Origin of the sequence: Murimonas intestini, assembly GCF_024622195.1 — a bacterium.
Lineage (GTDB): Bacteria > Bacillota > Clostridia > Lachnospirales > Lachnospiraceae > Murimonas > Murimonas intestini.
Genome location: NZ_JANKBI010000018.1, coordinates 1 through 18,200, shown reverse-complemented (window position 1 = coordinate 18,200; position 18,200 = coordinate 1). Strand labels below are relative to the sequence as shown.

The window sequence follows — 18,200 nt, the reverse complement described above, 5'->3', positions numbered from 1 at the left end:
AGTAAAAGTGACTGTCCGGCGTCTGTTATAAAATACCGGCTGGTTACAAGAGTGAAAAGGAGAGAAGTTCATGGAAGTAGTATCAATTGAAAAAGAGCTACGGGAAAATGCGTATCCAGGACGAGGAATCGTTATTGGAAGAACCCCGGATGGGACCAAGGCCGTTACGGCTTACTTCATTATGGGAAGAAGTGAGAACAGCCGGAACCGTGTCTTCGTGGAAGACGGAGAGGGAATCCGAACACAGGCATTTGATCCGGCAAAATTAACAGACCCAAGCCTTATTATCTATGCGCCTGTACGCGTATTGGGAAATAAGACGATCGTGACAAACGGTGACCAGACAGACACGATCTATGAGGGTATGGACAAACAGCTGACTTTTGAGCAGTCTCTGAGAACGAGAGAGTTTGAGCCAGATGGTCCGAATTATACGCCAAGGATTTCTGGTATCCTGCATATTGAAAACGGAAATTTCAACTATGCAATGTCTATCTTAAAGAGCAACAATGGAAATCCTGATTCCTGCAACCGTTTCACCTTTGCATATCAGAACGCCCAGGCTGGGGAGGCACGCTTTATCCACACTTATAAATGCGATGGCAATCCTCTTCCAAGCTTTGAAGGAGAGCCGACATTAGTTGATGTGTCAGACGACATTGATGCTTATACAGAACTGCTCTGGAGCAGTCTGAACGAAGATAACAAAGTATCATTGTTTGTACGTTATATTGATATCCAGACAGGTACATACGAAACAAGAATCGTCAACAAAAATAAATAGGAGGCCTCTTATAATGAAAGAATTAGAATTAAAATACGGGTGTAACCCTAATCAGAAACCGGCAAAGATCTCTGTGTCTGATGGAAGGGACCTTCCAATTAAGGTTCTTCTTGGAAAAGCCGGATATATTAATTTCATGGATGCTTTAAACGGCTGGCAGCTTGTAAGCGAGTTGAAAGCAGCTACAGGGCTTCCGGCAGCTGCATCCTTTAAGCATGTTTCACCGGCAGGAGCAGCAGTAGGGCTTCCTCTGGATGATGTATTAAAAAAGATCTACTTTGTGGATGATATGGGTGACCTTTCTCCGCTGGCATGTGCTTACGCAAGGGCAAGAGGCGCTGACAGAATGTCTTCCTTTGGTGATTTTATTTCTCTTTCTGACGTGTGTGATGCTGACACTGCATCTATCATTAAAAGAGAAGTTTCAGACGGCGTGATCGCTCCGGGGTATACTGAGGAGGCACTTGCTATCCTTAAACAGAAGAAAAACGGCGGCTACACAGTGATCGAGATCGATCCTGAGTACAGGCCGGCTCCTATTGAGCACAAGGATGTGTTCGGTATTACATTTGAACAGGGCAGAAATGAGTTAAAGATCGATAATGATCTGCTTGCAAATGTAGTGACAGCAAACAAAGATCTTACAGAGCAGGGAAAAATGGATCTTGTGATCTCCCTGATCACTCTGAAGTACACACAGTCAAATTCAGTATGCTACGCAAAGGGCGGACAGGCCATCGGAGTAGGCGCAGGACAGCAGTCCAGGGTACACTGTACACGTCTGGCGGGAAATAAGGCAGATAACTGGTTCCTCCGCCAGTGTCCGAAGGTTCTGGAGCTCCAGTTTGTAGATGGAATCCGCCGTGCGGACAGGGACAATGCGATAGATGTATATATTGGCGATGAGTACATGGATGTGCTCTCTGACGGAGCCTGGGAGAAGATCTTCAAGGTAAAACCGGAAGTCTTCACAAAAGAAGAGAAAAGGGCATGGCTTGACAAGATGAGCGATGTAGCTCTCGGATCTGACGCCTTCTTCCCATTTGGCGATAACATCGAGCGTGCTTACAAGAGCGGCGTAAAATATATCGCAGAGCCGGGTGGCTCTGTAAGGGATGACCAGGTGATCGCTACATGTGACAAGTACGGCATGGCTATGGCATTTACAGGCATCCGCCTCTTCCACCACTAATAAGTATTTTGTATAAAAGACAATAAAAAAGCAGATCTGTTCCGGGTGCGACGGAGAACAGATCTGCTTTTGATTGTTAGGACTGTTTAAGCAGTTTTAGTCTCAGCTTTTGTTTCGATTACTTTGGTTTTTCTCATATACAGAGAAACCTCAGAAACGATGAAGCTGAGCAGCAGCAGTACGGCACATATGATGACTTCCTGAATGTGAGGAAATGGCTCAATACCGTAGATTGTATCGGCAACAGGCCAGATGATCAGATGAACATACATCAGGAAGGAAATGCCGCTGCCGATGCAAAGGGCAACAGGTGCAAAACCATCAAGCTTACGGACCATCAGCATAGCTGCAGCGATAACTGCTGTTACACTCAGCAGGATCCATACAGTGGAGTCATAGATAGGCTCCTTATATTCCATTGATTTAAAATTAATCCCATACATAATAGCAGCTGCGAGGCAAAGCACAACTGCGGCGATACCGACATAGAAGCCGGCAGCTTTTTTTACCGGGGTATCTTGTTTAGCTGTCATAATTAAAACTCCTTTCCACTTCTACTGCATGCCGATGTTCTAGCAGGCGGCTGTAACATTTTGAATCATTGAATGCAGCGCTGAGACCGTTAGTGCCAGAGAACCGCATTTCCCTGAAAATCCTGAAAACACCGGTTAACAACGCATTCCTCAAGTAAGAATATTATGACATGTAATATGTTATATGTCAAATTTATATCACGATTTTAAAAGCCCGCATAAAATGACATGGAATGAATTCACGTCATAAAACAGATTATACACGACAGAAAAATCCGTTCGCACATATATAAAAGACGTGAAATGATAAAAATATTCATTGCGGCAGTACATAGATTTTACACGACATGGCCTGAGTCTTCCCTAGTTGGCAAAAAACGAATATAATAGAGGCATAACTTTAAATGTATATGCTCTGCACAAGGGTGCTTTCAGTATATCGTGCATCTGCCGATGGGATGCCGGTAGTTCGGGATGGTTTGTGCAAAGCTCTTGTGTGCTGTTACCGCATTGACAGCTGCGCAGGTACTTAAACAGTTGTATTATCAATCTAGAAAGAGAAGGAGAGGAGATTGCTTATGAAACCCTCAAAAAAGAGAACGTTGGAGAAGGTTTTTACGAACATCATGGTAGTTTTGCTGGTGCTCGTACATTTTGGAAATACCGTTGCCAACGAGTTTGCCGGCCAGATTAATTCTTTTCTGGGCATAACCACATTCAAAACAGTCAGTGACAGTGACGCGGATGACAGTACATATGCAAGATATTACGACAGTGAATTCACATCTGTAGCTGATTTAAAGGAAGCAGGATTTGCAAAGGTCCGTGAAGTAGAAGGTGAAGGAGCTGTCCTGCTTAAAAATGACAATGAAACACTGCCCCTGAAAGGAAAAGAGGTTTCCTTATTCGGCGCAACTGCCATTTCACCAGTTTATGGAGGCACCGGTTCAGGTGCGGTATCCTCTGCGGATGCACCTACATACCCACAGGTTCTGGCAGACGGCGGTTACACAGTAGTAAATGAGGACCTGCTGAAATGGTATAAGGATTCAGAGAAAGGAAGAGATTTTGATAATGGAAATATCAATGAGGCTTCCTGGAAACAGATCCAGAAATCTGATGCAGCAGATTCTTTCGGCAAGGGCGAGACGGCTATCTTTGTTGTCGGCCGTGTTGGCGGTGAGGCCAACGACCTTAAGAGCGTGGATCATGACGACGGAAAGAACGGCGATTATCTTACACTGAACAAAAATGAGAGAGCCATTCTGGAAGGCCTGAATGAATATAAGGAGGAAGGAAAGATTTCTTCCATCGTTGTGCTGATCAACAGCGCTAACCCTGTTTCAGCCGAGTTCATTAATGACAAAGACTATGGCATCGATGCTGCCCTCTGGATAGGTTCAGTAGGCCAGACAGGACTGTACGCTGTAGCGGATATCCTCTCCGGTGCAGTAAATCCTTCAGGATCTCTGCCTGACACATGGTGGACAGACAATCTGCTTGATCCTGCTATGGCAAACTTCGCAAGCTATACATATGACGGAGCAGAAAATTATGATTTCGGAGCTCATGGCCGTGTATTTAATACATATGTAGTTTATCAGGAAGGAATCTACGTGGGATACCGTTACACGGAGACACGTTATGAGGACCTGGTGATGGGTACAGGCAATGCAGGTGATTTTGAGTATGAAGACGTTGTAGCATATCCATTTGGCTATGGCCTGAGCTATTCTACTTTCGAGATGTCTGATATGCAGGTATCTAAGAGCGGTGAGGGCATGGAGACAGCTTACACTGTATCTGTAAAAGTAACAAATACAGGAAAGACAGCAGGTAAGAAGACTGTACAGATCTATGGACAGAAACCGTATACAGATTATGACAAGGAAAACCAGATCGAGAAAGCTTCTGTAGAACTGGTAGGTTATGGAAAGACAGCAATCCTGGAGCCGGGCGCCAGCGAAACTGTTACTGTAGAAGTACCGGAATACTTCCTCACTTCCTATGACGCTTATAACACAGGCGTATATATTTTAGATGAAGGAACTTATTACCTGACAGCAGCGGACGACTCACATGCGGCAGTAAACAATATCCTGGCTGCAAAAGGCAAGAAAGTATCAGATGGTATGACTGCTGATGGAAATGCAGATCTGACTTATACAATGGATTATGATTTCGACAGCGAGACATATGCAAAAGCCTACGGCACAGGAAATGATGTCACAAGCCTGTTCGCGGATGTGGATATTAACCGCTACGAAGGCCGCGGCGACAATGAAGTTACTTATATCTCCCGTAATGACTGGGAAGGAACCACAATGCTGTGGACACCGGATGATGACGGACATAACACCAATTATGTAAAACTGTCTATGACAGACCAGATTGCTGCTGATGCAGTACTGGATGATTCGGACCTGCCGGAGAATGACGGAGACTGGCCTGTAATGGGCTCCACTGAGACAGCATACCAGCTCATCAATCTTCAGAGAGATGAAGAGGGAAATGAGATTGCATACGATGATCCAATCTGGGAGAGCTTCCTGGATCAGCTGACATACGGACAGTTAAGCGAGCTGTGTGCAGTCGGCCTCAGAATGACAGTGTCTGTACCTGAGATCGGCAAACCGGAAACACTTGACCACAACGGCCCCAGCGGCGTGACACAGAAATACAGCCTGGGAAGCAACGGATATGCAGTCCAGACTAATGACCCAAATAAAGAAGAGACAGGTACCTGCTATCCATGTAATGGTATAATAGCAGCTACTTTCAACGACAAACTCGTTGAAGAGGTTGGAAACCTCATCGGCGAAGATGCTATGTGGGCCGGCTATGCAGGATTCTACGGCACTGGCCTTAATATCCACCGTACACCATACGCAGGACGTGTATTTGAGTATTATTCAGAGGACGGCATTCTCACAGGCCTGATTGCAGGAGTTGAGACAAAAGCGATCCAGTCTAAAGGCGTATATGTATATAATAAGCATTTCGTGCTCAATGATCAGGAAGAACAGCGTCAGGGTATCGGAACATGGTGCAACGAGCAGGCACTGCGCGAGATCTATCTGCGTGCATTCGAGCTTCCGATCGTGAATGCAGATGCAAAATGTGTCATGACAGCATTTAACCGTGTCGGCGCTACATGGTCAGGAGCAAGCTATAACCTTCAGACTGCATGGCTGAGAGGCGAAGCAGGAATGAGCGGATTTGGCGTAACTGATATGTATGACGGCAGCTATATGTCCAAACCTCATGAGGTTCTGGCAGGCAACGATATCCCGGATAACTATCCTGGAACAAGCGGAACCGGGGGAGATAAATCTACAAGCGATCTTGGCTTTGAATTTGCACAGTATGCACCGGGAGCTTCTAAGGAGAACGCACCTCTGGCACGCGCAATGCGCGAATCTGCACACCGTATACTTTACACAGTAGTTCATTCACGCGGTATGGACGGTATCAGTGCAGATACGAAGATCGTACATGTTACTCCGTGGTGGTCCACAACATTGACAGTTGCAGAATATACACTTGCTGTCCTGTCTCTGCTGGGAGCGATCCTTCTGATCCTGGATATGGCTGGTATCAGTTTAAAGAAAAAAGAAAAGAAGGAAAAGAAAGCATAAATGCTGCCCATGGCAGCATGGAGGAAAAACATGAAGAGATATGAGAGTCTGCTGAATCGGGACTGGCAATTTGCCGGCCCCGATGGAAAAGACATAACCGTCCGCCTTCCTCATACCTGGAATAATATTGACGGCCAGGACGGCGGTAACGATTACTACCGGGGAACTTGCAGCTATTCCACCACTTTTGAAGCACCGGCATTTGATCCGGAGTCAGAATGTGTTTACCTGGAATTTGACGGTGTGAACGCCACTGCAGATATTACTCTCAATGGCAATGCCTGCTGTCATCATGACGGCGGATACTCTACATTCCGTGTGGATGTGACGTCACTTATCCAGACAGAAAACAGCCTGACAGTGGCTGTGGATAACAGTGTCAATGATCATGTATACCCGCAGAAGGCTGATTTCACTTTTTATGGCGGGATATACCGTGATGTGAAGATACTTGCAGTAAACAGGAAGCACTTTGATCTGGACTACTATGGAAGCCAGGGCGTAAAAATTACGCCCCTGGTGGACGGTGAAGATGCCAAAGTCACAGTGGAGAGCTGGAGCAATGCACCGGAAGCAGAGACGAGAGTTACCATACTGGACGCCGGAGGAAGGGCTGTGGCAGAGGGGGAGGGCAGCAATGCTGTCATTGTCCTGCACAAGCCTCACAGATGGGACGGGATGAGGGACCCTTACCTGTATACAGCTGTGGTGCAGCTGAAAGAAGAAGGTAAGGTGCTGGACGAAGTCCGTCAGCGCTTTGGAGTGCGCAGCTTCCATGTGGACAAGGACAAGGGCTTTTTCCTGAATGGGCGCAGTTACCCGCTTCACGGGATATCACGCCATCAGGACAGAAAGCAGCTTGGAAATGCCCTGACTAAAAAGGAGCATGACGAAGATCTGAAGCTGATCAGGGAGATAGGTGCCAATTCCATCCGTTTAGCTCATTACCAGCATAGCCAGTATTTCTACGACCGCTGTGATGAAATGGGATTTGTGGTATGGGCGGAGATTCCGTACATCTCCGAGCATATGCCGGGCGGACGGGAGAACACTGTTTCCCAGATGAAAGAATTGATAAGCCAGAATTATCATCACGCATGTATTGTGTGCTGGGGAGTATCCAACGAGATCACGATCTCCACAAAGGATAAGAAGGATATGCTGGATAACCACCACCTGCTCAACGACCTGTGCCATAAGATGGATCCAACAAGACTGACGACCCTGGCCTGTTATGCTATGTGCGGCCCGTTCAACAAATCGGCCCATATAACTGATATAGTAGGCTGGAACCTGTATCTTGGCTGGTATGTTCCGGGATTGTTCCTGAATGACCTGTGGATTAACTTTTTCCACCTGGTGTATCCCAAGCGTTCCCTGTGCTTTTCTGAATATGGTTGTGAAGGTATGCCAAACCTGCATTCCGAACATCCCCGCAGAGGCGACCACACTGAGGAATACCAGGCAAAGTATCATGAGTTTATGCTGCGCTGTTTTGAGCGCCATCCTTATATGTGGGCCAATTATGTGTGGAATATGTTTGACTTTGCAGCTGATGCAAGAGATCAGGGCGGTGAGCCGGGCATGAACCACAAGGGGCTAGTAACTTTTGACCGTAAGGTGAAAAAAGACAGCTTCTACTTGTATAAGGCATTCTGGAGCAGGGAGCCGTTTGTACATATTGCGGGAAAACGTATGGCAGAACGCACTGGTGAAAGCACGAAGGTGACAGTCTATACTAACCAGCCTTATGTGAAGCTGTATAATAACGGCAAACTTGTGGGCCAGGCAAATGCTGACAGGACTGTGGTCTTTACAGTACCGCTTGAGGAGACTAACAAGATAGAGGCAGTAGCCGGAAAACAGCGGGATTCGGGAGTGCTGCGGAAAGTGGCTGTGCCTAACCCTGATTACAAACTGAAGAAAAATAAGAAGCGTAAGAAAAGCAACTGGGTATAAGCCCCCGCTTTTGCTAAAGAGAATGAAAGGAGTCATGTGATGAGTAATATTACCCAGCCGGCTGGCCAAGAGACCACGAACCATGCGAAACTTTACCAGCTGGCACTATTTCCCATGAATAATGGGGCTACGAATGTCTATTTTGTTCTGGTGCTTTCTTATATTGCATTGTTCGGCAACGGCGTGTTGGGCCTGCTGATGGCGTTTGCCACTATCATGGTAACAGTTATGCGTCTGTGTGACGCAATTACAGACCCGATTATCGGTGCATTGATCGACCGTACTAATGGCAAATTTGGAAAGTTCCGTCCGTTTATGGTGATCGGAAACCTGATCATGGCAGCGAGCGTGCTGATCCTGTATCTGTTTACTCCTATGATACCGGACACAATGATGTGGCTGCGTTATGTGCTGTTTGTTCTCCTGTATTTTGTATGGGTCATCGGCTATACATTCCAGACCTCCTGTACACGTTCAGGCCAGACAGTTCTGACAAACGATCCGAAGCAGCGTCCAATGTTTACTTTATTTAATACAGTAGGCAGCCTGGTTGGTATGGGGGCTATGCAGTTTCTGGCTCCGCTTATCCGCTCCAGTGTGGGCGATTACAATACCGCTGCTTTCTATCGCGTGCTTGCTCCCCTTGGTATCGTGATTTCCATGGTGCTGACTGTTTTGGCAGTCATCGGTATCTGGGAGAAGGACCAGCCGAAATACTTTGGTATTGGAGGAAAAGAGTCAAAGAAGGTCAAGATTTCAGAATATATACAGATCATCAAATGCAACAAGCCCATGCAGCGTCTGATGGTTGCGGGGGCAGGCTGCAAGCTGGCGCTGGCTATAGCTACAAATGTGTCTGTTCTGTGTATGCTCTACGGCAGTATGATGGGAAATTATGACGGACTGTATCTGCCCATGATGGTTCTTGGCTATGTATTTTCTGTTCCGTTCTTCCTGCTTACGATCCGTACCTCTCAGAAGCATGGACAGAAAGCATCGCTGGAAAAGTATGTGAGGGTTGCGCTGATCATGTATATTGGCGTGCTTGCATTAATGATCCTGTGGAAACCGGATAATCCGGCATTTAACCTCTCTCTGTTTGGAGAAGGCGGCCTGACGATCAATCTGTACACTGTTCTGTTTATAGTGTTCTTTGGTGTGGGCTATGGAGCATACTACTCTACGGCAGATATGCCCATACCTATGGTGGCTGACTGCTCTGACTATGAGACATACCGTTCAGGACAGTATATCCCCGGTGTTATGGGGACACTGTTCAGTCTGGTAGATAAGCTGGTATCTTCACTGTCAACAACAGTTGTGGCACTGGCAATCTCCTTTATTGGATTAAAAACCCTTCCGGCGGCTGAGACGGCATATGAACCTGGAATGAACTGGGTAGTCATAGTGCTGTTCTGCGTTATTCCTATGATTGCCTGGATCGCCACACTGATCGCCATGAAGGGATACACTCTGACAGGCGCCAAGATGAAGGAGATACAGACTGTTAATGCATCCAGAAAGGCTGCGATTGCGGAAGGAAAGACATTGGAGGAAGCCATGAAAATGTATCCTGCTATTGAAGATGTAAAGGCAGGAGCTAAATAATTTTATCCATTTTAAGGTTTCAGGTTCCCAAAATAGCAATTTCGTATTATAATTAAATAATGGAAGCGTCGGAATAATCGCCGAAGTCTATATCTGGTCATGGACCTATTCATATAGTGCTTTGGCGATTGTTTTTTCGTTTTTTTGTTGTTGATCTAAAACAAAGGAGGGGAGAAATATGCTTCTGATTGCAATTGTAGATGATGATGCCAAGGAGGTGAAAACGCTTGCGGGATATGTAGAGCGTTACTTTGAAGAAAAGGGAGAGGCGCATATCATTCATATGTACTATGACGGGGTGGAGTTTGTCCGCAGCCGGGAATTGTATAATATCGTATTTCTGGATATCCGTATGGGTGAGATGGATGGTTTGGATGCAGCGCACTTTCTTAGGATTGTCAATAAGGAGGCCCAGCTGATCTTCGTGACTTATATGGCGCAGATGGCCATCCGCGGGTACGAGGTGGATGCTATGGATTTTGTGGTCAAGCCCATTGATCAGTTCTCTATATACCGCGTGCTGGATAAGGCGCTTAAGCGTATCAATGACTGCAAGGGAGCCACCTTTGCATTGAAGACACCGGACGGGATCGTGAGCATCTCTTCTAACGATATCTATTTTGTGGAAGTCTATGACCATGATTTGATCTACCACACGGAGCAGGGAGATTATAAGGTGCGCGGCCGTCTGGGAGACGTGAGGAAAAAGCTGGATGACCAGCATTTTATTCTGTGCAACAGGTCATATCTAGTCAATATGCGCCATATCAAAAGCGTACACAGTGATTATATGGTGGTAAATGATGTTCAGGTGCAGATTTCAAAATCACACCGGAAGGAGATAGAACAGAGATTTATCAGCTATTTAGGTGAAAGCGTATGATGGAGCCGATTTGGTGGATCCGGGAAATAGACTGGCGTATTTCTTCGGGAGTAATCTTTTTTATACAGCTTGTAATTTGGAACAGAAGGGAAAAGAAATCTTCTTATCCCGTTCGGATCCTGCTGAGCTTTGTGCTTTTATGCGGGGCAAGCTGGTGTATGAGGTATGTGATCGAGGAGCTGCTGACGGTAAAACTGGTTGTGGCAACAGCAGGCAGCATCTATATCATGGTCCTGAGCCTGCTCTTTATTATATGCTACCTCTTCTGTTATCAGGCTTCTGTGGATTCCGGCATATTTAACGGCCTTATAGCGCTTACCGTCTACAGGATGTCCTGGAATATGGTGAAACTCATATCCGCGATTCCCGTTGGTCCGGACGCTGCATGGACAGACGGAAGCCCGTTTCAGTCCATTATGTCATATCTCCTGTATCTCACAATGTGTATTGGCTGCTGCAAGGTGTACAGGCGTTTTGTAAAACGGCCTGTGTCATTTCCGGTAAGGTCGCTGCTGGGGCTTTTCGCTGTAATACTGCTTTGCCAGATGCTGCTGGAATTTACATACCAATTTCTGTACAGCGGCAGTGTGCAGACAGGAGTCCTGTTTTTCCTGACAGCGCTGCTGTACTGCGTGGTGAATTTTATTCTCTGTGTTGTAGGAGCCTCTCTGACCCTGCTGCAGGAGGAAAACCTTAGTATGCAGAATTTTATCCGCAGCAAGCAGCAGTATTACGAGATCAGCCGTGAGGGAATACTCTCCCTGCAGATCAAATGCCACGACCTGAAGCATCAGATCGGCCTGATCCGTTCAGCTGAGGGGGAGAGTGAGCTGCAACGCCACATGAACAGCCTGTCTGATTCCATTGATGAATATAATACAGTTGTGGACTCAGGCAACAAGGGACTTGACGTGGTGCTGACAGAGAAGAATATCATCTGTTCTATGAATGGTATCCGTTTTACATATATTATTGACGGAACATTGTTTTCATTTCTGACGGACATGGAAATTTATGCGCTGTTTGGAAATGCTATGGACAACGCTCTGGAAGGGATGGAAGATGTAGTCTGCAAAGAGAAGAAGTTTATTTCTCTCAAGGCTGCCAGGCGCAATGATATGGTCATATTAGTTGTGGAGAATTATTATGAGCATGAGCTGAAGTTTGAGAATGGCCTTCCTGTCACTACAAAAATGGAAAAAAGCTATCATGGCTTTGGACTGCGCTCCATCATGTCTATTGCACAGCAGCATGGGGGCAATGTGTCTGTACAGGCAGATAATAATATATTTATGCTGACCGTGTCCATGAAAAATGAGCAGGAGCAGAAGTAATGAGACCGGCAGGAAAATTAGATTTGTTCTTGCGGCAGAAATAGCAGTTTTCACAAAACTTTAATTTGCTTACGGCAAAAGAAAGCTGTTTCACGACAAAATAAATGATTGGCGGTAAAAACACGCTGATTCGCGGAAGACGGGGGCTCTTTATTTTTGTGTAAAATTGTGGTAATTTATATCCATAAAAACAATTGATTAATCAGAAGGATTGATTAACAAAGGAGGATGGATATGAAGAAAAAGATGAGAAAAGCTGTCAGTGTTACTACAGCCTTAACACTCTCTATGTCTCTGACATCAGTTGCTTATGCAGCAGAGGGCGGGACAGAGGCAGCAGATTACATTCCTGCACCTTACACAGCGGATGAAGGTCTTCAGGGGCCGACAGAATATCTTGAGCCGGTGTTCTATGAGAACGAAGACGGACCAACGATTGGTGTAACGCTTGTAGGCGTTATTTCCGAGGACGGCAAGTATTTCAAAGACAGCAACAATAATGGTGAGCTGGATACTTTCGAGGACTGGCGCCTTGATACAGAGACACGTGTTGCTGACCTGCTGACTAAACTTACAAAAGAACAGCGCATTGGCCTGCTGGCTAACCAGCTGATGTGCAGTCCCACAGTTACTTCTGCTGATGAAGTGTATGATGAGAATGGTAAGGTAGACCTGAACCAGCTGATGGTAGTTACTGAAGATGCTCTGAATATGGTAGTGGCAGAAGAAGAAGAAATTGAAGGGGATGCTGCTACAAAGATCAATGCCGGCGCAGCTGCAGTTGAGACTGCACCCCGTCCAAACAGCACAGGTGAAATGCTGACCTTTGAGAACCGTTCCGGTGTACTCAGGGCAACTACAGATGCAGAGACAGGCGCTTTATGGAACAATGCAACGAACATGACAGCTGAATATGCTGCCGTTGCAAAGAATGAGCCGACTATACCGTTTACAATTATCTCTAACCCACAGCAGGTGATCAAGATTCCGGGATCAATGGGAGTAGCAGCAGCAGTGATGGGTGCCGGAGCAGAGGAGGGCGATTACAGCCTGGTTGAGCATTTTGCTGATGTTGACCGCCAGATCTGGGATGCAAAGGGCATCAGCCGTATGTATGGCCCTCAGATCGACCTGATCACTGATCCTCGCTGGAATAGAAATTCCGGTACATATACAGAGGTTCCTGATGTAGCAGCAGGTATTGCTTCAGCTCTGGTAAAAGGCTATCAGACAGGTACTGACGGCGCTCAGGACGGAGATGTTGCTCTGATCATGAAGCACTTCCCTGGTGACGGCGCTTCCTATAATGGATTTGAATCACACAATGCAATCGGCCAGTGGCGTATATACCAGACAGAAGGTTCTCTTGAAAAATACCAGCTTGTTGGCTTCCAGGCAGCTATTGATGCCGGTGTAGCAGGTATCATGCCAGGTTACAGCCGCCCTGCAGCTGATGGCACTTATGGCAGTGTTGCACAGAGCTACCGCGATGTAGAACTCACACCGGACCAGGTTGCAAATGCTTATAACACAACTCTCCTTCAGACACTGCTGCGGGATACAATGGGATTCTCAGGCTTTGTTAATACCGACTCAGGCGTCCTTTCTATGGGAATGCAGTACGGTGCTGAGGAACTGACCGCACCTGAACGTGTAGCAGCAATGATCAATGCCGGCTCTGATATCATTGGTGATGGATTTACTGGTGTTGAGTGGCAGGATTATTACGATGCATATGATCAGGGACTGATCGAAGAAGCAGCACTTGACCGCGCTAATGCAAGCACTCTGGCTACTGTTATGAATATGGGACAGTTCGAAAATCCTTACAAGGATGTAGAAGAGAGCAAAGCAACAGTAGAAGGCCTGTCAGATGAGATCGAAGCGATCGGAACAGATATCAGCAGAAAATCTGTTGTTCTGATGAAGAATCATGAGAATACTTTACCGCTGGCTGACGTTTCCAAGAAGGTATATATTGCGTCTTATACAAGCTCAGGCGCTGATGATGAAACTGTAGAAAAGTGGACAGGTGCCTTTGAAGCTGCCGGCTATACGATCGTAAGCAAGGCTGATGAAGCTGATATTGCATTTCTTGATGTAGTACCGGGCGGTGTTTCTAACAGCAACACATTTATGAATGTTATTGATTTAGTGGACGGGCTTGAAGTTGAGGAAGTTAACCATCCTGAAAATACAGAGAAGACAGGCGAGATGGCAGAAGCTACCACTCTGATAGATGTAAAGAAAATTGCTGATACTGCTGAAAAAGTACATGCTAACGGCGGCAGCGTAATTGCTTCTATCGATATCAGCAGCCCATGGATCCTGACAAATCTGGAGCCATACTGTGACGCTCTGATCGGTTCCTTCTCCACATCTGTAGATGCACGTATGGACGTACTTACAGGCGCTTACAATCCTACAGGTAAACTTCCTGTAACTATGGTTTCCTGCAATGAAGTCATTGCTGTAAATGAGACAGAAGTTGACGGAAATGTTTATGAAATTTGCGTATCTCCTAATGATGTACCTGGATATGACAAGGATCAGTACATGGACGCAGAAGTACTTGCACAGTCTCCATCCGGAAGCTATGCTTACAAGGATGCCGACGGCAATGTATATGCAGCCTGGTTTGGCCTGAGCTACTAAAAAGATAGAACTTAAAAACGGAGGCCTCGTATGAGGCCTCTCCATTTAGTGAAAGGAGCTGTAACAGTAATGAAAAAGAAAGTACTTGGTGTATGTCTGACACTTATGATGGTTTCCATGCTTCCGCTGTCTGTATACGCAAAGGATGCGAAAGAGGATGCCACAGAGGCAGTAACAGAGAAAGACGGAGAAATCTCAATGGAACTGGACTATGAAGCTGAACCGGAAGCATATGTAGGCAAATGGGTACTGACAAATGCTTATACTGCAGACGGCGGAATTCTGGAAGTAGAGCCGAAGGCATGCACTCTGGAGATCGAATTGAGCATTGATGAAAATAAGCTGGTAGACGAAGCAGCATATATCCACGCAGATGCCACAAACCTGAAGGGAACCATGAGCTTTGACCATGACGATATCGACGTGGATGATTACAGCTGTTCAGCAAACTGGGCAGGCTGGACAGTAGTAGATGTTGTGGGTGAAGGAGAATGTAACTTCAAGGGCGCAAATAAGTTCAAGATCCGTGACGATGATGAAGGCCTGTTCTTCGACGTCCTTACAGGCGAAGAGATGGACGACATGGAACTGATGGATGTTATAGGAATGAACAAAGACGGACAGCTCATACTGGGTTACTCAGAAGACCACATTGAGCGTGACGGCGATGCTGAGTGGGAGTACGCTTATATCTTCACAAAAGATGGAGCAGACGACAAAGCAGCTGACGAGACTGAAACTGAAACAGAGAAATAATATCATTTCTGAATATATCTTAATGATAGAATAGCCAGTCTTTGGACACATGTTATTTATGGCTCTGCCGCTGAACAGAGCCGTAGATAGCAGTGTTTTTAACGGGTATTTTTTCTTTACGCCGAAAATTGCATTTCTCACAGGATGAATAATCCTTCACGACAAAAACAGACCGATTCACGACAAGATCATTATTTTACGATAAGAGTCCGGAAACTTGCGACAGCCGGGGACTCTTTATTTTTGTGCAAAAATATGGTAAAGTGTATTTAACAAAAAACAATCAATCGGATTACGCAGATTGATTAATAAAGGAGGATGGATATGAAGAGAAAAATGAGAAAAGCCGTCAGTGTTACCACAGCATTGACATTCGCAATGTCCCTTACATCAGTTGCTTATGCAGCAGAGGGTGAGACAGAGGCTGCGGCTGAGTACATTCCTGCCCCTTACACAGTTGAGGAAGGCATTGAATGTCCCACTGAGTATCTTGCGCCGGTATTCTATGAGAACGAGGGCGGTCCCAGGATCGGTGTAACGCTGGTAGGTGTTATTTCTGAGGACGGAAAATATTTCAAAGACAGCAACAATGATGGAAAGCTGGATCCGTTTGAGGACTGGCGTCTTGATACAGCCACACGTGTTGCTGACCTCATTTCCAAGATGACACCGGAACAGCGCATTGGCCTGCTGGCAAATGATCTGATGTGCAGCCCGGCTGCGAAGACAGCTGATGAAGTGTATGACGAAAACGGAAATGTCATCCTCTCTCAGTTAGTATCTCTGCCGACGGACGAAGAGGTGGAAGCAGAAGAGGGAGACGTCATGGCCATGATGAACAAGGCTGCCTCCTATAGTGTAGTAACCGGGCAGGAGACACGTTCCGGCGTTATCCGTAAGGATACAGACACAGAAGTTGGCGCTATGTTTAACAACACGCTGAATATGCTTGCTGAGTTTTCATCTGTGAACCAGGGTGAGGTAAATATTCCGTACATGCTTATTTCTAATCCTATGACAGATGGTTTCCCGGCAACGGAAGGTATGGCCGCAGCTGCCATGGGCGATGAGAACTATGATGGAATCAAAGCATATGCAGAATTAGATTCACAGATCTGGGATGCAAAAGGCATCCATCAGATGTACGGTCCGCAGATCGACCTGATTACAGACCCGCGCTGGAGCCGTAACGCTACTACATACACTGAAGTTCCGGAAGTAATGTCAGGCATTTCTGAAGCTCTTGTTCTGGGGTACCAGCATGGCACAGACGGTGCACAGCTGGGGGATGTGGCTTTGATCATGAAACATTTCCCGGGTGACTGTGCTGCTGAGAATGGTTTCGAATCTCATTATGGCATGGGCCAGTGGAGAATTTACGCTACAGAAGGTTCTCTGGAGAAATACCAGCTTCCAGGTTTCCAGGCTGCTATCGATGCAGGACTTGCAGGAATCATGCCGGGCTACAGCCGTCCTGCTACAGATGGACGCAGTGCTGCACAGAGCTACAAGGGTGTTGAGATTACACCGGAAGAGATTGGAAATGCTTATAATACTACAATTTTACAGACACTGCTGAAGGATACAATGGGATTTGACGGCTTTATTAACTCTGACTCCAATATAATCAGCACCCAGAACTGGGGCGCAGCTGATATGACACCTGCTGAGCGTTATGCAACTACTATCAACGCCGGCTGTGATGTAATTGGCGACGGAATGCAGGGGATTGATTATGATTCCATTAGAGAAGCTGTAAATTCCGGCCTTGTGACAGATGAAGCATACGAGCGTGCTACTACAAACCGTATGACTAACTGGATGGATATGGGAATGTTTGAGAATCCTTACCGTGATGCTGCAGAGAGTAAGGCTGTTGCTGAAGATAAGGCAGACGAGCTTAATGCCATGAAGACAGAGATGAACCAGAAATCAGTAGTACTGATGAAGAATCATGAGAATACTCTGCCGCTGGCAGATGCATCTAAAAAAGTATATGTTGCTTCTTTTACCGCTTCTGGTGAGGATGAAGCAGCTATAGAAAGCTGGAAGGCTGCTTTTGAAGGCGCAGGGTATACAATAGTGGACAAGGCTGAAGAAGCTGATATCGCATTTTTAGATGTAGTTCCGGGTGGAATCACCCAGGCTTCACCAAATATGGCAGTGCTTGAACTGGTGGACGGCATAGATGTAGAAGAACGCAATACTGAAGACCAGTCTAAGACAGGTGAAACTGTTGAAGTTTCTACTCTGCAGGATGTTAATAAGATTGCTAAGACAGCTGAGGCTGTACATGCCAACGGAGGTATCGTACTTGGTTCTATCAACATCACAAATCCATGGATCCTGACAAATCTGGAGCCATACTGTGACGCTCTGATCGGTTCCTTCTCCACATCTGTGGATGCACGTATGGACGTACTTACAGGCGCTTACAATCCTACAGGTAAACTTCCTATAACCATGGTTTCCTGCAGTGAAGTTATTGCTGTAAATGATACTGAGATAGACGGAACTGTTTATGAAGTTTGTGTATCTCCTAATGATGTACCTGGTTATGACAAAGATCAGTACATGGATGCAGAAGTACTTGCACAGTCTCCATCCGGAAGCTATGCTTACAAGGATGCTGACGGCAATGTATATGCAGCTTGGTACGGTCTGAGTTATTAATAAAGTAACAAATTAAAAAAACAGAGGCCTCATAAGAGGCCTCTCCATTTAGTGAAAGGAGCTGTAACAGTAATGAAAAAGAAAGTACTTGGTGTATGTCTGACACTTATGATGGTTTCCATGCTTCCGCTGTCTGTATACGCAAAGGATGCGAAAGAGGATGCCACAGAGGCAGTAACAGAGAA

General features: G+C 46.1%; 11 protein-coding genes. 10 read left to right on the top strand and 1 reads right to left on the bottom strand.

Annotation, left to right across the window (positions count from 1 at the left end; all coding sequences use genetic code 11):
• Positions 1-70: 70 nt before the first annotated feature.
• Positions 71-784 (top strand): IMP cyclohydrolase, encoded by a 714-nt coding sequence (locus tag NSB28_RS20135; RefSeq protein ID WP_109748484.1) that lies wholly within the window; start codon positions 71-73, stop codon positions 782-784.
• Positions 777-1,976, top strand: a complete 1,200-nt coding sequence (locus tag NSB28_RS20130) for a phosphoribosylaminoimidazolecarboxamide formyltransferase (protein WP_334304804.1) — start codon at positions 777-779, stop codon at positions 1,974-1,976. The genes NSB28_RS20135 and NSB28_RS20130 overlap by 8 nt, the downstream gene beginning before the upstream one ends.
• 86 nt (positions 1,977-2,062) lie before the next feature.
• Here the strand turns inward: NSB28_RS20130 and NSB28_RS20125 are convergent, their stop codons facing one another.
• A complete protein-coding gene (locus NSB28_RS20125; RefSeq protein WP_109748486.1) occupies positions 2,063-2,509 on the bottom strand; it encodes a hypothetical protein in 447 nt (148 codons plus the stop codon).
• Between the two features lie 578 nt (positions 2,510-3,087).
• On the opposite strand from NSB28_RS20125, the gene NSB28_RS20120 reads away from it, so the two are divergent.
• From NSB28_RS20120 to NSB28_RS20085, 8 genes are all read left to right on the top strand, one after another.
• Complete coding sequence (locus tag NSB28_RS20120; RefSeq protein WP_109748487.1) at positions 3,088-6,147, top strand: glycoside hydrolase family 3 protein; 3,060 nt, start codon at positions 3,088-3,090, stop codon at positions 6,145-6,147.
• Between the two features lie 30 nt (positions 6,148-6,177).
• Positions 6,178-8,106: a glycoside hydrolase family 2 protein gene (locus NSB28_RS20115; protein ID WP_109748498.1), complete on the top strand. Its 1,929-nt coding sequence runs from the start codon at positions 6,178-6,180 to the stop codon at positions 8,104-8,106.
• A gap of 39 nt (positions 8,107-8,145) precedes the next feature.
• Positions 8,146-9,714, top strand: coding sequence for an MFS transporter (locus NSB28_RS20110; protein WP_109748488.1), 1,569 nt, complete (start codon positions 8,146-8,148; stop codon positions 9,712-9,714).
• A gap of 178 nt (positions 9,715-9,892) precedes the next feature.
• Positions 9,893-10,597, top strand: coding sequence for a LytR/AlgR family response regulator transcription factor (locus tag NSB28_RS20105; protein ID WP_109748489.1), 705 nt, complete (start codon positions 9,893-9,895; stop codon positions 10,595-10,597).
• Entirely contained in the window at positions 10,594-11,931 is a 1,338-nt protein-coding gene (locus NSB28_RS20100) for an ATP-binding protein (protein ID WP_109748490.1), read from the top strand. The genes NSB28_RS20105 and NSB28_RS20100 overlap by 4 nt, the downstream gene beginning before the upstream one ends.
• Positions 11,932-12,165: 234 nt before the next feature.
• On the top strand, positions 12,166-14,586 hold the full coding sequence (locus tag NSB28_RS20095) for a glycoside hydrolase family 3 N-terminal domain-containing protein (protein WP_109748491.1): 2,421 nt from the start codon (positions 12,166-12,168) through the stop codon (positions 14,584-14,586).
• Between the two features lie 69 nt (positions 14,587-14,655).
• A complete protein-coding gene (locus tag NSB28_RS20090; protein WP_257497556.1) occupies positions 14,656-15,342 on the top strand; it encodes a hypothetical protein in 687 nt (228 codons plus the stop codon).
• Between the two features lie 324 nt (positions 15,343-15,666).
• Complete coding sequence (locus NSB28_RS20085; protein ID WP_109748866.1) at positions 15,667-18,015, top strand: glycoside hydrolase family 3 N-terminal domain-containing protein; 2,349 nt, start codon at positions 15,667-15,669, stop codon at positions 18,013-18,015.
• Positions 18,016-18,200 lie beyond the last annotated feature (185 nt).